Here is a 22,112-nt window from a genome sequence, read left to right on the forward strand (position 1 = left end):
TACAAAGTGGCATAAGTTTTTGATAATAGAGATTATTTAATGCAGCAATTGGGTTTTCGTTCCGTATTTGCCAAGCTATTTGCCAGTGTCATGCTGGCGCTTATCTTGTTTGCTGTTGCGATGGTATTATTGACACAGCTGGTACATGATAAAGATGCGGGCATTCGCTCAGAGGTATTGGCCACGCAAATTTTAGGACAGATCGATCCTTTTTTGCATGAGCTAAATATCGCAGTTAGTAAGGAAAATCGCCTACAATCGCGTTTTATGCTAGCCGTAGTCAAAAAAAGCTTCGATATCTTCGATGAGTCATTGCAGGCAAAAATGGGCTTATATGACAGCGAAGGTCATCTGCTGATGCAAACAGATAATAGCGATTTGCCGCTAGAGCTTCCTGCTACGCCGTCTTTGTTCTCACGTGTTTTCCCCTCTTTTGCAGAAACGTCACCAACCAAGCAAGCACAGGTTTATAGCAGTACTGGCTATACGCTATTATATGAGTCACGCTTGCCACCCAAAAAGCCGGTTCTCTCTGCGGCGCTTAACTTATTTACTGGCACGCTCTTATTGCTACTCATTATGGCAGGCGTCCTTTGGTGGATTGCCCGGACCATTACTTGGCGTATTAATCAGATGAGTCTACAGATGGCTCAGCTTGGCGATGGTGACTTTACCGTACGGGTAAATGCACGCGGCAATGATGAAATCGCCTCACTGGCACGTGGATTTAATCAAGCAGCACAAAAGATTGAACACCTTATTGATGCCAATAATTTATTACTTGCACATGCCTCTCATGAGCTGCGTACGCCCATAACACGTATTCGCCTACAGATTGAGATGATGGACATGCTGACAGGTCCATTGCCAAGTGACAACAAAGCCAAGTTTGATAAGCGCGCTCAAGCCATTAATCGCGACCTCTCAGGTCTCAATGATTTGGTTGAAAGCATTCTATTAGTGAGCCGTTTGGATGCTGGTCACGCCTTACAGCAAGTTGAAAATTTAGATTTATATGATTTGGTGAATCAAGAACGCCAACACTATCCTGAAGCAACGTTAATTGGTGAGCACATTGTAATTGACGGTCAATCATCAATGCTCACCCATCTAATTCGCAATCTATTAACCAATGCCATGCTGCATGGAAAACCACCAGTCACTGTGCTGCTGTATGGCGTGCAAACCCTTGAAGAAGCTGAAGATATCCCTGATTTTTTATTGCAGACAGTATTGTGCAGTAGTTTTATAGACTATAACAGCTCAGACTTTTATTCTGATGAGTCATCTTATAGTACAAATCCGCTTGATCATCAGCAAGATACCGTATCAGAGCCGAATAATTCTATTAGCGCAGCGCTTCCAAAGCCAAAAGCAGCAAATAGTGAGTCTGTAGTTATATTACCAGCACCAGCTATTTATCAAAATGGTGAAAATTTGGTGAATGATGCTCATATTAGTACTGACAATGAATCTGATAATACTGTGAATCAAGATAGCGATAGTACTATCTTAGAGCAAGTAGAGCCTACTAATACGAGCGAGACACTTGAAAAGGTTGGTAATTCTTCATTGTTTGATAATTATCATAGTTTTACATCAGATTTGACCGATAAGCTAAAGAAAGTGATGTGGCGTGCCGTGCCTGAGAAGCAACGGTCTTCTGAAGATCCTGACCATGCTATTGATGACATCTCTGGTAAAAATGCTATCAATAGCAATAAAGAAGATGTGAATAAAAATGGTGATGTGGCGATAAAAGAAAGTGATAAAGCAATTGATAAAGAAAGTCCTGAAACGTCAAATACCACCCGTAAAGAAAGCCTATTTAGCAAACATCTCAAAAAATCTAAACCGGAGCCAACACGTCCGCTTCCGAAGTATGTGGTATTGGCAGTGATTGATGAGGGTGATGGCATCCCTGAAAATAAACGTGAAGAAGTTTTTAGCCCCTTTGTGCGTTTGCAGCAAAAAAATAAAGGCTCAGGTCTTGGGTTGTCCTTAGTATCACAAATTGTCACCGCCCATCAAGGAAGAATCACTACTGACACTATCAATGGTCACACGCGATTTTTGGTGGTATTGCCTGTTAAACTCGATCCGCATTACCATCATCATGACAATCGTGACTGATTTTATTCATTCATATCATAAACAAACTCTCAGAAGTGCTATAGAAGAAGAAATGCAAGCCTTTAGCGTGCATAGCGATCAATAAGTCAGAAAAACATACCATAATGACATCCTACCTATTTCATTCTATATATCTTGATATTGACTAAGCTAAGTTCAAAGTCAATCATCGATGCCTGTATCAAAAACCTTGCATAATATGCTATATTAGCGCCCCTTATTATGGGGTTATCGAATGTGGTTTTAACTCAACTGCTCAGCAGTCAGAGAGACGACGACCACTTCATAACCACTAAAACATTTATTGAATTTTGAGCCTTCCATGAGTGACATGATTGTCTTAAACGATGTGACCAAGAGTTTTTTGAGTGACCGGTCTATAAAAGATAAAAACGGCAAGCCGCATTGGTTTACTGCTGTCGAGCCGACGTCACTAACCGTCCAGCAAGGTGAGATTTTTGGCTTGATGGGCTATTCAGGTGCGGGTAAATCAACACTTTTACGCCTGATTAATTTGCTTGAACGTCCTGATTCTGGTCAAGTGATTATCGATGGTACAGACCTGACTTCTTTGTCTGCCAGTGACTTGCGTATCGCCCGTCACAATATCGGTATGATTTTTCAGCAATTTAACTTGATGTCTAATCGCACCGTCTTTGACAATGTTGCTTTTAACTTAACGGTTGCAGGCTACCCTCGCGCTGATATTCATAAGCGTGTCATGGATTGTCTAGAAATTGTTGATTTAACCGACCGCGCTAGTCACTATCCTGCGCAGTTGTCAGGCGGACAAAAACAGCGTGTTGGTATCGCCCGTGCGATTGCGCCAAGCCCAAAAGTACTCCTTGCTGATGAGCCAACCAGTGCGCTCGACCCTGCCACTACGCGCAGTTTGTTGACTTGCTTGCGTGATATCAATGAGCAGCTTGGCGTCACTATCGTCATTGTAACTCATGAGATGAGCGTCATTCGCAGACTATGTGACCGTGCAGCCTTGTTACATCAAGGACAATTGCTCGAAGTAGCAGACATCCGCGATGGTCTCATTCAGGCCACCACCCCAATTGGCAAAGGCTTAGTCCACGAAGACTAATGAGGCAGGAGAAATGAACATGATAACTGGTGCAGAATTATCCGCCTCAATAGACAAGCTACTCGCCCTGCGTAAAGAGATTTGGCAGGCATTTTTAGATACTTTTATTATGCTTGGTATCTCAACGATAGTTGCCATTCTTATCGGTGGTCTGTTTGGCGTCTTCTTATTTTTATCCAGTGATCGGCAGTTTTTACAAAATAAAACGCTCTATGCTGTACTTGGTGGCATTACAAACTTTATGCGTGCTTTTCCATTCGTCATTTTGATGATTGCCATGAGTCCCTTTACCAAAGCTATCGTCGGTACTGGTATTGGTCCTATCGCCGCATCATTGGTGCTTGCAATTGCTGGCTCATTTTACTTTGCGCGCTTGGTTGAGCAAAACTTACGTGAAGTGCCGCGCGGTATTATTGAAGCAACTGAATCGATGGGCGCCCGTCCCTTTACCATCATCAAAGTACTGCTTAATGAAGCACGCTCTGGCTTGGTCTTGTCCGTGACCATCCTTTGTATCAGCTTGCTCTCTTTTTCAGCAGCGGCTGGTATGATTGGCGGCGGCGGTTTAGGTGATTTGGCAATTCGATATGGTTACTATCGTTATCAGACTGAGGTGATGGTATTCATCGTCATTATGCTGTCAATCATGGTCATCGGTATTCAAGCCTTAGGAAATTGGGTTGCGACTCGATTGGATAAACGTTAAAAACCTGTGATCACTTGGCTCATTGAAGTTAGATATTGATGACTGAGTGATGCTTGATATGAATAGTTTACAGGGTCTAATGCTGATTCATCCTAAGCAAATGCTTGACTTTGTAACTGATTCCCTTTAATTTTGATACTATCTTAACACTCGTTAACTTAGCAGCATTACTATTCATAATGTTGTCTTTTTTAATGCGGTTTTTTAATTCTATTTTTAATCTCAGTATTTTATCCTTTGACTCCTACCCTTATTAAGGAAGTTCCATGAAATTAACAGATATCAGCCGTCAAGTAGCGACTGCATTTGCTGCTGTTGGCGTATCAGGCCTAGTGTTGGTCGGTTGCAATAATTCATCAGCACCAGAAGCCACCAAAGAGCCAGTTACTGAAGGCGCAACCGAAACTACCAATACAGAAGCCACTGCTACCAGTGATATTGATCCTGAACACAGCAAAATCGTCATCGGTACGACCGAAGGTGACTTTGCAGATATGGTTCGTAACCAAGTAAAAGGTTCATTAGAAGCACAAGGCTATGAAGTTGAACTGGTAACCTTTACTGATTATGTCCGTCCAAACGTTGCGTTAGCAGATGGCGACTTAGACATCAACATCTTTCAACATAAGCCTTATCTAGATACCTTCAAAAAAGAAAACAACCTTGATTTGGTAGAAGTCTTCCAAGTTCCTACTGCCCCATTAGGTATTTACGCTGGTAAAAAAACCAAAATCGAAGACGTTTATAAAGGTATGAGCGTTTCTGCGCCTAATGACCCAAGTAACTTTGCTCGCGCATTAGTCATGATGAATGAGCTTGGCTGGATTACGCTAAAAGACAATATCGATCCATTGACTGCCTCAAAAACTGATATCGCTGATAATAGCAAATACGACATAAAAATCGTTGAGCTAGAAGCGGCGCAGTTGCCTCGTGCGCGTGACGAAGTAGACTTTGCCATTATTAACGGTAACTACGCGACTGATTCAGGTATCAAGCTGACTGAGGCGCTATTCCAAGAGCCAAGCTTTGCTTATGTAAACTGGTCTGCTATCAAAACTGCGGATAAAGACAAAAAATGGGTAAAAGACGTCACTAACGCTTATAACTCAGATGCCTTTAAAAAATATGCTCACGACAGCTTCCCTGGCTATAAATATCCAAAGATTTGGGGTGCTGACACTACAAGTAGCGCACCTGTAGAAGCTGCTGCTAAATAGTCATTACTAGTTAATAGATTTAATACGACTCATCTATTCAAATGATTCTGTTTTAAGTAATAACAAAAATCCCATTATTGATAAATAATGGGATTTTTTTGATCTTTATTTTAGTAATGATAAGCAAAAAATAGTTTAAATGACGTTACAGCCTGTTTGTCGTTTGTAGGAAAGCGTCACCTGCCCTTTCACTTACCGCCATTTCTTTTTATAGTGGTTAAGCTTATTAGAGATTGAGAACATTATATTTCTGATCAAATACTTTATTAATAACTATAAAAGCTATTAGTAGATCACAAAAAAGACAAGGATAATAATATGCGTGCTAAAACTTATAATATTCGCACCGCTGGACAAGCAAACATTCCGGTACTAGGACTGGGTACCTGGCAATCAACCGGTCAAGACTGTATCGATGTCGTCAGCCAAGGTCTAAAAATGGGCTATGAACACATTGATACGGCTCAAGCATATGGCAATGAAGTCGAGGTTGGTAGAGGTATCAAGCAATCAGGTGTCGCTCGCGATAAGTTCTTTTTAACGACCAAGATATTCCCTGATGACATGAAGTTTGAGCCAGAGAAACTCGTTGCCGCTGCTAAGCGCTCATTGGAAAATCTAGATACCGATTACGTTGATTTACTGCTGCTACATTGGCCTGATGATCGTGTGCCCTTATCTGAGACCATCCCCGCGCTTTGTGAGCTGCAAAAACAAGGGCTGACTCGTAATATCGGTGTATCTAACTTTAATATTGCTAACATCATTGAAGCCAAGAGATATGCTGACGTGCCGATTGCGGTCAATCAGGTTGAGTTTCACCCCTTTATTAAGCAAAAAACGTTGCAGACCTTTTTAAACAATCACCATATTTTATTGGAAGCGTATTCGCCGCTTGCCCGCGGAGATGTTTTTGATAATAAAATCATTAAAGACATCGCTGATAAACACGGTATCACCGCCGCACAAGTGTCGCTGGCGTGGATTCTAGCCGATAAGCACCGTATTGCGATTCCAAAAACGTCTAATCCTGAGCACTTACAAGGCAACTTAGATGCCATCAAAGTAGAGTTGAGTGCGGATGAACTTGAGAAAATCGGCAGCTTAGCGCGTAGTGACGGGCGTAAAATTAAGCATCCAGATTATTCGCCAGAATGGGATGATTAATAAATAACTCATACTTATTTAAGTATTAGGTTCGCCAAAAAAAAGCCAGTGATAAGATATCGCTGGCTTTTTTTATGTTTAACGCTTTCTATAATGACCAGTATTTTCAGCGCCATTACTGCTGTAAAGTCTTGGTCTCATGAATTTTTTCAGCAGGATTGTATTGCTCAGAAGAAGGAACTGCACCAATGCGATTATTTTCTTTCATCGATTTAGCAACTTCTGGCGGCATATAGTTCTCATCGTGTTTTGCCAGCACTTCACCTGCGACAAAGGTATCACCTTGCATTTTACCCGTCGCGACAACACCTGAGTTCTCAGCAAACAAATCTGGCAAAATACCTTGATAAGTCACGGGGACGGTCGATTGAAAGTCTGTGATGGCAAATTCAACGCTCAATGGGTCGTTTGGCGCACGCTGTACACTACCAGCAACCACCATACCACCAGCACGAATACGTTTGTCTTGTGGCGCTTCACCTTGCGCAATGGCGGTCGCGTCAAAGTAGTAGTCGGTCTGTTGCCCTATAGCATAAATCACCAACACTACGGCTATGGCTGCCCCTGCAAGCGTAAACATAACCCACATCAGTTTTTTACGACGAACTGCGTTCATACTACTACCTCATTGATGAGTCGCTGTTTTAGACATTATCCATCTATAAAACAGAAAATATTAAAGAAACTACCATTAGAAAAACGTCCTAAAAATGTCTTTCTAATCGTACTCTTCTAATAACTATATGGTAGCATTTTATGAATAACTCAATAAGGTTACCCACCTTTATAGAAATCCTTTATCTGCTCATTTATGTATCAGCGCAATGTATCAAATCCAGATATTAAGGGTATGAGATAAAATGATTTCTAGTGAGTATTTTTAGTCACCGGTGTTGGCGTTTTGGTCGTGCGCTGTGCCTGACGGGCTTGTTGAATCGCCAGCTGCTTGATAAGGGCTTGTCTTTGACGACGGCTATAAAATACAAAAGCCAGCATCATGCCAACGGTAATCGCCCAGCATGACCAGACAAAAACGCCATGCTTACCCATTGCAATAAACTCAGAAAAACTATAAAAGTAAGGCTGCATCATATTTTCCTAGCCGTTATTTAGTTGGTCGACAGTCATTACAATCATTTGGCGTGTCCACGGATGTATTCTTTGACCCATGCTTTACCTTGGTCACGATGCAAGATTAAAGTGTTGGTACGGTAAATCGCTAAGGTTGCGACCAACAGGTAACTACCAATAATCATCAATAATAACGGCAGCCACATATCTGCTGACATCTTAGGTGCCGCAGTCAAGGTAAAGGTCGAGCCTTGATGTAAAGTATTCCACCACTCTACTGAATACTTGATAATCGGCAGATTCACTGCGCCAACGATAGACAAAATAGCGGCAGCTTTACCGCGATTCGCCGTATGTTCAAAGGCGGCAAACAATGCCATGACACCTGCATATAGAAATGCCAAAATCAGCATCGATGTCAAGCGCGCATCCCAAACCCAGTAGGTTCCCCACGTAGGTTTTGCCCAAATAGAACCCGTCAGCAAACTAATCACACACAATAAAAACCCCAGAGGAGCAAGTGCCTGCGCCACAAGGCTGGCGGTCTTAATTTTCCAAACTAAGTAAATTACCCCAAGTACCGCTAAGGAAAAATAAATTGAAATAGCAAGGCTGGCTGCTGGTACGTGAATAAAGATAATACGATAGCTATTGCCTTGTAAATAATCAGGCGGTGCAAAAGCCAGCCCCCAAATACTGCCAATGAGCAAGCAAAGACTTGCTAGTATCGCCAACCACTTGACCCAAGGCGAAAAGATGCGAAAGAATTCCTTGGTACCCACCGTGGTCAGGAAAACTTGCCAAATGCGTTGCCACAGGCTAGGAGATGAGACATTATTTAGGTTGGGCATGGAAATAAACCTATTACGCAGCTAGTGATTATCAAGTTAAACGCATGATTCATACAATTATCCGCTAACCTGCTGGCGTTAAACGCTGGATAGAATCTACACGTGAGTATGTGTTTAATAGACTATTATAGCAAAGTTGCCAGTTTTCATCATGTTGTTAATATAAAAGGCTTTAATAATAGAATGAACACCATGCCAGTATAAACTTTAATTCAACCACGACATTTTTAATGTCATAGCAATCACCCATGGCATCACTAGCACTGAGATAATACTACCTGCCAGCAACAACGCCAAAATAGGCAGACCGTTAAGACCCGTAGCAAATAAATCAACCGCACCGGTGGCAAAAATCAATACCGGCAACTGCATCGGCAAAGCGATTAAAGGCACTAGCACAGCGCCATTCTTCAATGATAACGTCAAACTACTAGCAACCGCTGACAGCATTAACAGCATCGGACTACCCGCAACAATTGATGCCATCAATATCCATGCCTCAAACCAACTCAGCTGAAATAAAGGCACAGCAAGCAAACTTAATGCGGCCACAATGCCGCTACTAAAAATCCAGTGAATCACCAAACGGATAAGCACCCATAACGGCAGCGACGCTTTGGCGACAACCAATTGCGCAAGTGTGCCATTATCAAGCGCCGGCTTAAACAAACCATCAACACCCATCACCAATGACAATAAAGCGGCAATCCACACTGCCGACACCCCAAGGCGTTGTAATAGTGCAGGCTCGCTTCCAACTGCTAGCGGAAACAAGGTAATAATCACCAAAAACAGCACTAACGGATATAACCACTGTACCGCTCCCTGCTGCTTTACTTGCCACTCACGGCGCCACAGCTGCATAAAACTGATACTGCGCACATCAGCTGTATGAGCATTTATGATTGATAATGAACTGTCTGTTTCTATCATTTATACACTCTTCCACTGATGCCTATCGCATTTATACTGACAATGATACTGATAGCGTTATACCATGTAATCGGACAAATCGAGCACTTGATTGGCAACGCCGACTACTTGGTGACTGGTCATTAATATCGCCCCGCCTTCATGAGCAAAATCGCGCAATCGATCTTCCATGCGCGCTACCATATCAACATCGAGTGCGGTGAATGGCTCATCAAGTAACCATAATGGCGTCACTTCAGGCGTCAGTAAATATAACCGCGCAAGGGTAATTCTTCGAGTTTGACCCGCGGATAAATGACTTGAGCTTATGGTTTCAAATCCTTGTAATCCTACCCAAGTAAGGGCATCATCAATATCAGCAGCGCTTGGTGTGATACCATATAAATTGAGCAAAAAGGTGAGATTTTGAGCAACAGTGAGATTGGGATGAATGCCCAATTGATGCGATACATACAAAGGCTGAATAGGTAAGCTAACTGCCCCTTGATAATAAGTTTCACCTGTTAGCACTGGCAATAATCCAGCCAGTTGCATAAGTAACGTGGTCTTGCCGGTACCATTGGCACCAATTAGATGGCAAATGCTGCCTGCAGACAACTTGAGTGACACTCCTTCACATAGAGGGATTTCACCACGCTGAACGGTCAGCTCATCAAGCGCAAGTAAGGCGGTATTCAGAGCCGTCATTACAACCTCTCATTATTTATTGACCCGCAGTCAATATTCATCACAAACCAAGACGATGTTCGTGGCATAATACTTTATGCCCCATAACCATACAGTATAACAAATTGTCGATTACTATGACCTCAAAACCTATGCAGACTTCAAAAGATATTCAAACCCCAAATACGCCTATGCTAACGATAAACAGCTTAATTGATGCACAAGTCACGTTTATGCAGCACTGGCTACGTAAGCAAGCTGAACCGCTGAGCATGGAAGCTTGGCAGTGGTTTGGTGCGCAGCCATTGGACAAATATATCAGTAGCGATGATTTACAGCGCCTACTTAATGATTGGCTACTAGACCATCCACTAAGCGAGGTAATGCGTGCCGATATCCGCGATATCTTGCATAGTATTATTTATCATCCAGCCAATGAAAATGTGCCGTTATCAGAGCTTATCGATGATACACAAGTTGAAACGCTAGCGAACTATGTCGGCAGCCATGAGCAGCAGCGTAATATCTTGATTCATACCTTGGTTGGCAACGATACATTTGCAGATTTGTTGACCCAAACGCTATACCACGCCATCAACGACTTTATGGAAAATACGCTAGAAAAAGCGGGCGGTGTTGGCAAACTGATGAAGCTTGGGCGCAGCTCATTTGAAAAGGCAACCAACAGAAATCTTGATGAAAAATTGCAGACTTACCTACATCGTAATATTAAAGATTTGGCGCATCGCGCAGAAGCCAATGCTCAAGAACATTTATCCAATGAAGAGGTGTCGCGATTATTGGTCACTGGTTGGGCGCGCATTAAAGAGCAGCCGATTAGCCATCTCCAAACCTATTTACGTGATGAGCCTAATAATAGCAGTATCGATCATATTGAAGCCAGTATTCAGCAGAGTTACAACCGCTTACGCATCTCCCCTTATTTACATAGCCTTATAGCAGCAAGCGTTGATACTTGGTATCGCAACCATCAGTCCGATACCATAGCACAGGTGGCAGAAAGCTTACATATTAATGAGGCAGCAATGATGCAGCTGTCCACTACCCTAATGCCTATCATCAATGATGCGTTTGAAAGCGAATGGTTGACCGCGCATCTGCGTGAAATGCTACAAGCGTTTTATAGCCAGCCCAATATCAAAGACAGTTTGAGTTTCAGCAACCAGTAATTTATTTTTGCCTGCTTTTTTATGTGTATTTTTTCTTAATCTTTATATTTCATTTGTTGGTTAGCACACTATTTATGAGTCAACGTAATAAACTCAGCTTATGGCAAAAAATGACGCAGTTGCTAACCACATCCACTGTGCGCTCTGTTATTGAGAAGATCAAATCGTCGAAGAATTTGCCAAATGCTGACTTTGATGATGAGATTGATAGTCAGGTGAGTGCTTCACAATTAGCAACTGACAATATTAGTACGGGTAATGTTAGTACAGATAATATTAATACTAATCATAAAGAAACTGACCCTAACAATGTTGACAACACTGTCAGCGACAAAAATGCGCCTAGCGCAGACGCAAATGTCACCGATAACATTGATACTACGAATAAACCTATCGAAGTTGAAACCGATATTGATACAGCTATTGGCAAAGATTTCGAAAATAGTGCGGAGCAAAAAAGTGAGAGCGACTTATCCATTGTCGATTATCTAAAGCAATACTTCGATGATAAAGGGTGGCATTATAATCATTATCAGCCCAAAGCAAAAGACAGCCAAAAATCTCATTATTTGTCTTTAAGAATGCGCAATAAGCAGCTTGATTGTGGTTATCTGTTTCGAGTACAAGAAAAAAATAAGCTGCTGGCAATCTATGGTATTTTGCCATTTTTGATACCAGAGAGTCATCAAAGTGCCGCTATGCTACTCATTACTCAAATCAACTATGACATGATGATTGGCAATTTAGAGATGGATATCAATGATGGTGAGATACGCTATAAAAACGCCATTGATATCGAAGCGGTCGGTCTTGACGACGATATCCTTGAGCATTTATTGCAAAGTATCATTGCCATGACGACGGTTGCTCATGAGATATTCAGTGATTTGGTCAATAACCAATACCCTGCTGAAGAATTACCAGACCTTCTGTTGCAGCTACGCCAACAATCCGATTCAAGAACCTTCTTTTTGCCTACTCAATTTGTACAGTGAGACTGGATTGTTTTTCCAGTGAAACCATCAGCTCAAACTTACTATGTTAGACAACACTCTACTCAGAAAGCCTTCAATACGATATTAAAAATACTATGTTAAAAATTGCCTACTCCGATATTTTTCGTTATTCAGTACCCGAAAAACATCGTTTTCCGATGCAAAAATACACTATGATTCCTGAGCGCTTATTAGCGGAAAAGACTATTAGTGCGAATAACTTTTTTGCGCCCACACGCTTAAGCGAAGATGAAATCTTAACGACGCATACTGCTGACTATTGGTATCAACTTAAGACCCAAACGCTACCAAGAAAAGAAGCGCGAGCGATCGGCTTTGAGATGACGCCTGAGTTAGTAGAGCGTGGGCGCTATATTGCTCACGCGACTTATGAATGCGCGCTTTTTGCACAGCAATACGGCGTCGCGATGAATGTCGCGGGCGGTACCCATCATGCCTTTGCCGATCATGGTGAGGGGTTTTGCGTCTTTAATGATGTCTGCGTCGCGAGCAATTTACTATTAAATCGCGGACAAGCACAAAGGATATTGGTCGTTGATTTAGACGTCCATCAAGGCAATGGCAATGCCAGTATCATGGCAGATGAGCCACGCGTTTTTATCTTTAGTATGCATGGCGCAAAGAACTATCCGTTTCGTAAACAAGTATCAGACTTAGATATTGAGCTAGATAACGATACTGGTGATGAGCAATATTTACAGATTTTAGCGCAGACCTTGCCAAGACTGATAACGGATTTTGCACCTGATATGATTTTTTATCAGTCGGCGGTTGATGTACTAGCGACGGATAAATTAGGCAAGCTAGGTTTAACCATAGAAGGCTGCAAGGCGCGTGATGAATATGTCCTACGCCAAGCCAAAACTGCCAATATTCCAATCGCTATCGTCATGGGCGGCGGTTATTCAGAGGATATTAATGATGTGGTTGAAGCGCATTGTAATACCTTTCGACTGGCGCAGCAGATGTTCTTTGATGAGGCGACTGACTAAAATTTAGCATCAATTATATTCTGGCTTCTGCTAAGCCATAAATGACATAATCCCCTGCCAGCCGATACGTATACCAAGTACTGTGAGGATCACTAAGATAAGCTGACGAAAGCGTGCTTGTGGTAGATAACGTCGTAAGCGGATGCCAATTAAGAGCGCGGTGATTGACATGACACTAAGTAAAGCAATCAGTTGCCATTCACCATTGCTTAGTGCCATGATAGGCTCACGCAATACAATGATTTGGGCAATTTTACCCAAGAAATAGCACATATTACCGACTTTAGCGATAGTATGCTTATCGTTGCTTGCAGACAATAAATACATCATCAATATGGTCGACATAGCATTGGTCGCGCCGCCAATCACGCCTGCACTAAAGCCAACGATGATTAACACAGGCTTGGTCGCAGGTAGACGAAGTTGCTTACCAAGCAAGCTGCTTATGACGTAAAAGCCAATAACGGCTGCCAATAACAATAAAATATATGCGCTATCGACCCATAGTAAGAGCTTCGCGCCTAAAATACTACCGAATAAGCTGGTCAACGCCAGTAACCAATAGCGCCTGCCATAATAGATGAAATTTTGCCAAATCGTGCGACCACCACCTGCCAGCCAAGTCATCGCATTGAGTAATAACGATGGAAAAATGACTAATACAATAGCATGTGGTAAAGGATACATACTGGCAAGCGCGGTAGTAGTCACCAAGGTGATACCTAGGCCACTAATACCGTGTAGTAAGGATGCCAGAGCAAAAATCGCAATGAGCAATAACGTTTGAGTACTATCGCCATCTATCATGTTAGCCCTACTAGTCAAAACTTCATATCTTCTTCGATATGTATTATGCTTATGCAACAAGTAATCATACTAATCGTCATTACAATGCGTACTGTAATGAGCATCATTGAGTACCACTAAACATTACTAAACACTGTGACGTTGCCAAATCGCCTCACCAATAATTGTCGTTAGCTGCTCAGCAATTTTATCCTTACTTGCTTTATCAAGTATGATGCTATCGTGCTCATAATGTGTTGAGAAAAAAACCTCCATCGCATTGTCATCACTGGCAAAGCCAATATCAGCACGTGAGACGTCATTGCAAGCAATCAAATCTAAATCTTTAGAAAGCAGCTTACCACGAGCATAACGTTCAACATCTTGAGTTTCTGCTGCAAAGCCAACGACAAACAACTCAGGATGAGCAAGCGAAATCGTCGCTAAAATGTCAGGATTTTTGACCAAGCTTAGCGTCATTGCGTCTTGGGTTTTTTTAATTTTTTGTGGTGCCGCCTCTTCCGTTCGATAGTCAGCCACCGCAGCGGTGGCGATAAAGATATCAGCCATTTTCACGCTACCGTCATCGATAGCATCAGTATGCTCATCATCGCAATCACAATCGCCATGAAGATGAGCATGCGTATGTTCGTGGCTGTGATCGTGAGAATGATCATGTTCATCTTCAACCATATACTGTAGTGTACTATGCGTGCCTGTCACACACTGCTGCGCGACCGTCAACATCTCTTTAGCTGACAATACATCAATGCGTGTGACATTGAGCGGTGTTGGCAAAGCAACTTTGCCACCAGCAATCAAGATAACGTCTGCACCAGCAGCAACACAGGCATGCGCCAAAGCAAAACCCATTTTCCCCGTAGAATGATTAGACAAATAACGCACCGGATCAATGGCTTCAACAGTCGGTCCTGCGGTAATCACGACTCTTTTACCTGCCAATAACTGAGGCGTCGTCTGCATTGCTTGAAACAGTAAAATTTCTTCTAATAACTGTTCAGGCTCAGGTAAGCGTCCTGCACCCACATCGCCACAAGCTTGCTCACCACTAGCAGGCGCAATGATTTGGTAATTCATATCACGCAAGGTTTGCACATTTAAGTTAACGGCAGGATGCGCCCACATCTGTTGATTCATCGCAGGCGCGATAATGACTGGCGCTGTCGTTGCAAGACAGACTGTGGTCAGTAAATCATCTGCCATACCCATTGCCAGCCGCGCTAACGTATTGGCAGATGCCGGCGCGATGACCATAAGGTCTGCCCATTTTGCAAGCTCGATATGACCCATGCCCGCTTCCGCTTTTTCATCGAGTAACGAGATATGCACCTCATTACCCGTCAAAGCTTGTAGGGTTAGTGGAGTGATAAAAGCCTGTGCACCTGACGTCATAATGACGCGCACCTCAAAGCCTGCCTTGATTAATAGACGGGCAAATACAGCAGATTTATAAGCGGCAATACCGCCAGTGATAGCAAGCAGGATATTTGACATAAGCGTGGCATCAGCAAAAAATTGAAAGATAAAATTGCGCTTATAGTAGCAATTATGCGATAAGTTAGGGAAAGTTTTCTAAATTTATCTCGTCGCAAGTGCATCTTAAGGAATAAGCATGGCAATCAAAGACTGGCATGAGGATGATAGACCACGTGAGAAGCTATTAAAATTTGGCGCCGCGCACTTATCCGACGCTGAGATATTGGCGATATTTCTGCGCACGGGCACACAGTCGCAGTCAGCCATTGAGCTGGCTCGCCATCTGATCGAGCAATTTGGTAGCCTAGCAGAGCTGTTAGCAGCGCCGCAAGAAACTGTCCTTGCTTGTCACGGCATCGGTCCTGCCAAATACGCGCAGATACTCGCCTCACTTGAGATGGGCAGACGCTATTTGGACAGTCAGCTTAAAACGGGTCAAGGACTTGGACGCTCGCAAATGGTCAAAGACTATATCAGCACTCAGTTGCGGGGTGAGCCGCGAGAAGTATTCGCTGTGCTATGTTTGGACAATGCCTTGAATCTAATCAATTTTGAGATATTGTTTACAGGCGGCATCTCTTCTTGCTCCGTCTGTATCAAGCATGTGCTACGTCATGCGTTAAGCCATGCTGCAAGCCAGCTTATTATTGCTCACAACCATCCGCATACCGATGCTAAGCCATCAACGGCGGATAACTTGTTAACCTATGAGCTCAAAAAAGCTTGTGACCTTATAGATTTGTCTTTGATTGACCATGTCATCGTTGGGCGCAATGAGACTTTATCTTATGCTGAAAACGGTTTAGCGCCTTTTAACTAACGTTTAATGACTCGCATTTGGTTATATACACAAATCTTGATACATATTATCGACACAGCGTAGCGTTTTCGCTCTTGATAGTTATAAACAACTGTTTCATATTGGTAGTTAACTTCATTTTTGGGAGAGCCTTTATTCCCGATGCGAAGTTTTTATTTTATATCAGCTCTATTTGAAATCACTAGTGTCAAACAACTAAAACTATTTTTCACTATAAAAAAGGAAGCTTGGAATATAAAACAACAATCATAGTTATTTCAAACTTTCTTATTCACTTATATTTTGACGCTTTTTTATTAAGCGTTGCAAAGGAGGCAGTTATGGCCATTGGCTTATTTATTTTGGCAGTCATCATTCAATTAGCCATGGTCTTGGCCATCTTTTTGTTGTCATTATCGCGTGTCACAGGCAGCATCGTTGCTTTAATCACTGTCCTCGTTACTGCTTTCATCAGTCCATGGTCGCTTATCCTAGGTCTGCCTATTGCCCTACTTTGCCTAGTGCTGCTTATTACCCCTATTCGTCAAAGCCTGCTTACCAAGCCTGTTTATAAAGCGTTGGGCGGTGCCATGCCAAGTATGAGTGACACAGAGCGTGAGGCACTTGATGCAGGTACTAGCTGGTGGGAAAAAGAGCTGTTCATGGGCGCGCCTGATTGGGATACGTTTGCAAAATACCCCTATCCAGAATTGTCAGAAGAAGAGCAAAGTTTTATAGACAATGAAGTAGAAGTGCTCTGTGCAATGCTTGATGAGTGGCAAATTCATCATGAAGATAAAGAGCTGTCACCAGAGGCATGGCGATTTATCAAAGCCAATGGCTTTTTGGGTTTAATTATTCCCAAAGAATATGGTGGATTAGACTTTAGCTCATATGCCCAAAGTCGTGTGATGAGTAAGATTGCCTCACGCTCGCCGACTGCGGCAGTGACTTGTATGGTACCGAACTCGCTTGGTCCTGGTGAGCTATTGATGCATTACGGTACCGATGAGCAAAAGCAGCGCTGGCTACCGGGTCTAGCGAAAGGTGAAGAGGTTCCTTGCTTTGGCTTAACAGGTCCAGAAGCAGGCTCTGATGCAGGTGCGATTCCGGATACTGGCGTGGTTTGTTATGGCATGCATGAAGGCGAGCAAGTGCTTGGTCTACGCATGAATTTCTCTAAGCGCTGGATTACTTTAGCCCCTATCGCCACAGTAGTAGGTTTGGCATTTAAAATGCACGACCCCGAAGGTTTACTTGGTGATCTTGAAAAAACCGATTACGGTATTACTTGTGCGCTGGTTCCAGCCAGCCACCAAGGGGTTATTATCGGTCCGCGCCACAATCCAATCGGTTCGCCATTTATGAATGGGACAGTCGATGGTCAAGATGTCTTTATACCGCTAGATTATATTATTGGTGGAGTGGAAAATGCAGGACGCGGCTGGCGTATGTTGATGGAATGCTTGGGTGTCGGTCGCGGGATCTCATTACCTGCCCTATCGACTTCTGCCAGTGAAATGAGCTATTTGTCGGTTGGTGCCTTTGCAAAGGTTCGTGAGCAATTTAAAATATCCGTCGGCAAATTTGAAGGCGTGCAAGATGCCACCAGCCGCATTGCCAGTAATACTTATATGTTAGAAGCTTTTAGGCATCTGGTGACTTGTGGTCTAAACCAAGGTGGTACGCCATCAGTGATGACAGCAATGGCAAAATACTATGCCACTGAGACCATGCGTTCAGTGATTAATGATGGTATGGATGTCGTTGGTGGTCGCGCAGTACAAATGGGACCACGCAACTTTTTAGCAATTCCTTATCAAGCGATCCCAGTATCAATCACCGTTGAGGGCGCCAATATATTGACGCGCTCGTTGATGATTTTTGGTCAAGGGGCGATGCGCTGTCACCCTTATCTATTCGATGAGCTGCAACTACTACAAAGCGAAGATAAAGAAGGCGCGCTCAAGCAGTTCGACAATTTATTCTTTAAGCATTTGGGCTATACTTTTAATCGCGGTGCGAAGGCGTTCGTCGCAGGCTATGTTGGTGGCAGCAATGATGCGCCAAATTTTGCGGATAATTTTACCCGTCCCTATTACAAAGATATTAACCGCTTAAGCGCAGGATTTGCTTTAACTGCTGACATGTCTTTAGGGTTATTGGCTGGTGATTTAAAACGCAAAGAGATGCTATCTGGGCGCTTAGCAGACATCCACTCTCATCTATTTATCTGTACAGCTATTTTGCAGTTTTATGAATATGGCAGCAAATCAGTCGCTGAGCGCTTGCATGCTGAAGTGGCGCTAAAAAATAGCCTTTATACTATCCAAGAAGCATTCCTATCTTTATTTGCCAATTTTCCAAATCAGTTTGCAGCCAAATTAGTGAGCTTTGTGACTTTTCCCAGTGGTCGTATCTTTGCCCCAGTGAGTGATGAATTAAAACGCCAACTGGGTGATACGTTTATGGATGATTTTGAAGCAAATCCTTTCCGCGACTATCTTAAAACCATGGTTTATTATAATACTGAGCCGGATGATGTCACGGGTCGTATGGAGCATGCTTATCAAATACTGCTCGAAGTCGAACCCTTATGGCAGAAATTTAAAAAAGCAGAACATAAAGACAGTTTTGAAGGTTTAACTTTTGAAGATCATGTGGTCTATGCCAGTCAAAATGGCGACATTACTGAAGAAGAAGCTGAACAGCTAATAACCTATAATTCGATACGCTATGATTCCTTATTGACCGATACATTTGATAAGCATTTATCAAAAGTGCAAGAACGTGCTAACCCACACAGTTTAGAGAACGCTGTACATAGGCTAACTGACTATGCTGAACTAAAAAGCGATGCTCAGTTAAAAAACAATGCTCAGTTAAATCAGGCATTAAACCCTGATAATCTGCAGCAGACCTCTGAGAATATCGCATCAGTTGATTCAATGCCAGACAATAACCAACCAACAGGAGATACTAACCCTGATCATGGTTACGAAAGTGATGGCGATGTAAAAATGGTCAATGAACAAGATACCGCCAAGGAAATTAATGCACAGACTGATTTTCAGGATTCACATCCTGAAATAGAAGCCCTTGGCTCGCGTCACCGTGATGCAGCATCGCATCTAAATGAACGTATGAGTTATAACCATAGATTAAACAAAGATAAATTTGCTAGCACAAGTAGCGAGCAAGACAATCACGAGCAGCAAACAGAAACCAGTGACCCTACATGGAAAGATGGTTTGCGCCGTGACGAAAACGACAATGTCTAACTAAGATTGATCTACCTATCGCCATTTATCTATATTGATTGAAGCAAGTGAGATGATCTCATCAGAGCCATCTCGCTTTTTTATTTTACCGTTCATATTATTTTTTATGCAACTTCAACAAGGATTCATTCAGCCAAATTCATATGAATTTTTGACAGATGAAAAACCCGAACATACTAATATTGTAATGTCACGTTATTTAAGTCATAAAAAAATCTTGCAGTATCCCTAACTATTCTTTTATATTGTCCCCCAAAATCTGACTTAAAGGTCAGTTCATATATTTATAGACGTCACAGTAACAGTCATGACAGCAATCTTGCCCTCATATTGAGCGCGCTATTGTGTCTATTGCTGTGCGTAACGGACACCAAGGATAGCGTTTATGTGGAAAAGTATGGGTTTGACCGGCAAAATCATTGTTGCCATGGTGCTCGGTATTATACTGGGTCTATTTATAAACTACTCTGGCTTGAACACGGAAGGCAGCTTTGTTAATAATTATGTCACCAACGGTTTTCTTGCCATTGTCGGTAAGCTGTTTGTTAACTCGCTAAAAATGCTCGTCGTGCCACTGGTCTTGATTTCACTGATCTGCGGCGTATGCGGTATCGGTGATATTCGTCTATTAGGGCGTATTGGTACCAAAACCTTTTTCATCTATATGGTGACGACAGCACTGGCGATTGCAACTGCTATTGGGCTTGGCGTGCTGTTTGGTATCGGCAAAGGCATGAATATAGCAACAGAGGCGGCGTTTGAAGCTGAGAAAGCGCCACCACTACTCGATGTGTTTTCCAATATTATTCCCTCTAACCCCATCAGTGCGATGGCAAACGGCGACATGCTATCAATTATCTTCTTTGCCGTTTTGATTGGTATTAGTATTTTAATGGTAGGAAAACCCGCTAAAGGCTTGGTTCAAAGTTTAGAGCTAATCAATGAAGTCATCTTAAAAATGGTGACTATCATTATGAATCTTGCACCATATGGTGTCTTTGCGCTATTGACCAAAGCCATGGCAGAGCTTGGCTTAGACCTGATTTGGTCATTACTTGGTTATGTTGCGGTACTGGTTGGCTCACTGGCGTTCCATTTCTTTGTGACCATGATGATTGTCCTCAAGCTGTCTTCAGGCTTGTCAGTCAGAACGTTTTTGGCAAAAATGCGCGAAGTACAGATTTTTGCTTTTAGTACTTCAAGCTCGAATGCAACGATTCCAATTACCTTGCGTACGGTCACCAAGCGCATGGGTGTTAATAACTCAGTTGCTTCATTCACCATCCCTTTTGGCGCGACGATCAACATGGATGGTACAGCCATCATGCAAGGCACAGCGACCATTTTTATTGCCAATATTTATGGTATTGACTTGGGTATAACTGAGTATTTGACCGTTATTTTGATGTCAGTGCTCGCCTCTGTCGGTACGGCAGGTGTTCCGGGTGTTGGTCTCATCATGCTGTCAATGGTATTTGCCCAAGTCGGTCTACCGATTGAAGGTATTGGTCTTATTTTAGGGGTCGACCGTATCCTTGATATGTTACGTACAGCAGTCAATGTCGGCGGTGATGCTGCGGTGACCGCTATCGTCGCAAAATCAGAAGGTAAAATGGATTTAGCGATTTATAACGATCCTGATGCTGGCTCAAAAGATGTCTTTGACGGTCATATCGATGAGAACAGCGAACGCGAATTCTCTGAAGTCTTTAGCGATGGCATTATGGGCAGCGAGTATGACGATGTTAAGCGCGGCTAATCGTGATCAGTGATTGCCTATAAATAAGTCATAAAAAAACCTCAGCCGATTGGTCTGAAGTTTTTTTATGCAGCAAGTACGTTTTTAGACCAAGAGTTGCATTCCTCTTGATCAATCTACTCTCCACTAACCGAGTACATATTTAGTCACCATCACAAGACAAACCAATACAATCATGGGACGAATGAGTCTACTGCCGCCTTTTACTACCATATGCGAGCCAAAATACGCCCCTATAGTTTGCCCTACCATCATCGCCAGCCCTACTGTCCACAATACATTACCGCCCAATATAAAGAAGATTAATGAGCCAATATTGGTCGATAAATTCAGTACCTTTGCCGCACCAGTTGCTTCGATAATTTTTCGACCACGTAATGCCACATTGCCAAGAGCAAAAAACATACCTGTCCCAGGTCCCATATAGCCGTCATAAAAACCAATTAAAGGGGCGGCAATTTTTTGCCAAACACCTTCTGAGATACGAGGGGCAGCTTCCACTTCACCAAGTTTGGGGGCAAACAAAGTATAGATACCAATGGCTGCAATCAAAAATGGAATCAGCTTTTCTAACAAGTCAGGTGGCGATAACTGAACCGCGATAGAGCCAAAGATAGAGCCAATAAAAGCCGCAATAATTGCTGTTTTAATATTCTTGGGTTTGACCACACCCTTTCTAATCATGGTAATAGACGCTGCTAGTGCCCCTGATGCTGCTTGTAGCTTATTGGTACCCAATGTCAATACAGGCGGGATATTGGCAAGTAGCATGGCAGGAATGGTCAACAAACCACCGCCACCAGCAATAGCATCGATAAAACCTGCCAACGCGGCTACAGCGGTCAACATTAAAATAACTTCAATAGAAAGGGATACGTCCATGACACTGACCTGCAAAATTTATGATATAAGAGACACAAGCCTTAAAAGATTCAACCAATTCTACTTTTTA

At 42.7% G+C, this 22,112-nt stretch carries 19 protein-coding genes; 11 read left to right on the forward strand and 8 right to left on the reverse strand.

Annotation, left to right across the window (positions count from 1 at the left end; all coding sequences use genetic code 11):
- The first annotated feature begins 39 nt into the window (after window positions 1-39).
- From PSYCG_RS10955 to PSYCG_RS10975, 5 genes are all read left to right on the forward strand, one after another.
- Complete coding sequence (locus PSYCG_RS10955) at window positions 40-2,133, forward strand: sensor histidine kinase (protein WP_020444254.1); 2,094 nt, start codon at window positions 40-42, stop codon at window positions 2,131-2,133.
- Window positions 2,134-2,455: 322 nt separating this feature from the next.
- On the forward strand, window positions 2,456-3,226 hold the full coding sequence (locus tag PSYCG_RS10960; RefSeq protein ID WP_020444255.1) for a methionine ABC transporter ATP-binding protein: 771 nt from the start codon (window positions 2,456-2,458) through the stop codon (window positions 3,224-3,226).
- Window positions 3,227-3,245: 19 nt separating this feature from the next.
- The gene (locus PSYCG_RS10965; protein WP_020444256.1) at window positions 3,246-3,932 is read left to right on the forward strand and encodes a methionine ABC transporter permease; all 687 of its coding nucleotides are present in this window, start codon (window positions 3,246-3,248) and stop codon (window positions 3,930-3,932) included.
- Between the two features lie 266 nt (window positions 3,933-4,198).
- A complete protein-coding gene (locus PSYCG_RS10970; RefSeq protein ID WP_020444257.1) occupies window positions 4,199-5,152 on the forward strand; it encodes a MetQ/NlpA family ABC transporter substrate-binding protein in 954 nt (317 codons plus the stop codon).
- A 318-nt stretch (window positions 5,153-5,470) separates the two neighbouring features.
- Complete coding sequence (locus PSYCG_RS10975) at window positions 5,471-6,319, forward strand: aldo/keto reductase (protein WP_020444258.1); 849 nt, start codon at window positions 5,471-5,473, stop codon at window positions 6,317-6,319.
- Between the two features lie 115 nt (window positions 6,320-6,434).
- Here the strand turns inward: PSYCG_RS10975 and ccmE are convergent, their stop codons facing one another.
- From ccmE to ccmA, 5 genes are all read right to left on the reverse strand, one after another.
- A complete protein-coding gene (gene ccmE / locus PSYCG_RS10980; protein WP_020444259.1) occupies window positions 6,435-6,935 on the reverse strand; it encodes a cytochrome c maturation protein CcmE in 501 nt (166 codons plus the stop codon).
- Between the two features lie 251 nt (window positions 6,936-7,186).
- Window positions 7,187-7,408: a heme exporter protein CcmD gene (ccmD, locus tag PSYCG_RS10985; RefSeq protein WP_011514425.1), complete on the reverse strand. Its 222-nt coding sequence runs from the start codon at window positions 7,406-7,408 to the stop codon at window positions 7,187-7,189.
- Between the two features lie 44 nt (window positions 7,409-7,452).
- Window positions 7,453-8,241 (reverse strand): heme ABC transporter permease CcmC, encoded by a 789-nt coding sequence (gene ccmC, locus PSYCG_RS10990; protein WP_020444260.1) that lies wholly within the window; start codon window positions 8,239-8,241, stop codon window positions 7,453-7,455.
- Between the two features lie 207 nt (window positions 8,242-8,448).
- Entirely contained in the window at window positions 8,449-9,105 is a 657-nt protein-coding gene (locus PSYCG_RS10995; protein ID WP_187289148.1) for a heme exporter protein CcmB, read from the reverse strand.
- A 126-nt stretch (window positions 9,106-9,231) separates the two neighbouring features.
- Window positions 9,232-9,861, reverse strand: coding sequence for a heme ABC exporter ATP-binding protein CcmA (ccmA, locus tag PSYCG_RS11000; protein ID WP_020444262.1), 630 nt, complete (start codon window positions 9,859-9,861; stop codon window positions 9,232-9,234).
- A gap of 131 nt (window positions 9,862-9,992) precedes the next feature.
- Between ccmA and PSYCG_RS11005 the strand changes: the two genes are divergently transcribed.
- From PSYCG_RS11005 to PSYCG_RS11015, 3 genes are all read left to right on the forward strand, one after another.
- Window positions 9,993-11,030, forward strand: coding sequence for a hypothetical protein (locus tag PSYCG_RS11005; RefSeq protein ID WP_227500744.1), 1,038 nt, complete (start codon window positions 9,993-9,995; stop codon window positions 11,028-11,030).
- A 74-nt stretch (window positions 11,031-11,104) separates the two neighbouring features.
- Window positions 11,105-12,025, forward strand: coding sequence for a YbjN domain-containing protein (locus tag PSYCG_RS11010; protein ID WP_020444264.1), 921 nt, complete (start codon window positions 11,105-11,107; stop codon window positions 12,023-12,025).
- A 95-nt stretch (window positions 12,026-12,120) separates the two neighbouring features.
- Entirely contained in the window at window positions 12,121-13,038 is a 918-nt protein-coding gene (locus tag PSYCG_RS11015) for a histone deacetylase (protein ID WP_020444265.1), read from the forward strand.
- A gap of 30 nt (window positions 13,039-13,068) precedes the next feature.
- Here PSYCG_RS11015 and PSYCG_RS11020 read toward each other — a convergent pair whose 3' ends face one another.
- Entirely contained in the window at window positions 13,069-13,845 is a 777-nt protein-coding gene (locus PSYCG_RS11020) for a sulfite exporter TauE/SafE family protein (protein WP_020444266.1), read from the reverse strand.
- A gap of 126 nt (window positions 13,846-13,971) precedes the next feature.
- Window positions 13,972-15,339 carry a bifunctional phosphopantothenoylcysteine decarboxylase/phosphopantothenate--cysteine ligase CoaBC gene (gene coaBC, locus PSYCG_RS11025; RefSeq protein WP_020444267.1) on the reverse strand — a complete coding sequence of 456 codons (1,368 nt, stop codon included), beginning with the start codon at window positions 15,337-15,339 and terminating at the stop codon, window positions 13,972-13,974.
- Between the two features lie 118 nt (window positions 15,340-15,457).
- Here coaBC and radC point away from each other — a divergent pair, with 118 nt between their 5' ends.
- The 3 genes from radC (at window position 15,458) to PSYCG_RS11040 (ending at window position 21,160) form a co-directional block, all read left to right on the forward strand.
- A complete protein-coding gene (gene radC, locus PSYCG_RS11030; protein ID WP_020444268.1) occupies window positions 15,458-16,141 on the forward strand; it encodes a RadC family protein in 684 nt (227 codons plus the stop codon).
- Between the two features lie 320 nt (window positions 16,142-16,461).
- Window positions 16,462-19,401 carry an acyl-CoA dehydrogenase gene (locus tag PSYCG_RS11035; protein ID WP_020444269.1) on the forward strand — a complete coding sequence of 980 codons (2,940 nt, stop codon included), beginning with the start codon at window positions 16,462-16,464 and terminating at the stop codon, window positions 19,399-19,401.
- 385 nt (window positions 19,402-19,786) lie between these two features.
- Window positions 19,787-21,160 carry a dicarboxylate/amino acid:cation symporter gene (locus tag PSYCG_RS11040; protein ID WP_020444271.1) on the forward strand — a complete coding sequence of 458 codons (1,374 nt, stop codon included), beginning with the start codon at window positions 19,787-19,789 and terminating at the stop codon, window positions 21,158-21,160.
- Between the two features lie 126 nt (window positions 21,161-21,286).
- Here the strand turns inward: PSYCG_RS11040 and PSYCG_RS11045 are convergent, their stop codons facing one another.
- The gene (locus PSYCG_RS11045) at window positions 21,287-22,042 is read right to left on the reverse strand and encodes a TSUP family transporter (protein ID WP_041772313.1); all 756 of its coding nucleotides are present in this window, start codon (window positions 22,040-22,042) and stop codon (window positions 21,287-21,289) included.
- Between the last annotated feature and the right edge of the window lie 70 nt (window positions 22,043-22,112).

This window comes from Psychrobacter sp. G, from assembly GCF_000418305.1.
Classification (GTDB): Bacteria; Pseudomonadota; Gammaproteobacteria; order Pseudomonadales; family Moraxellaceae; genus Psychrobacter; species Psychrobacter cryohalolentis.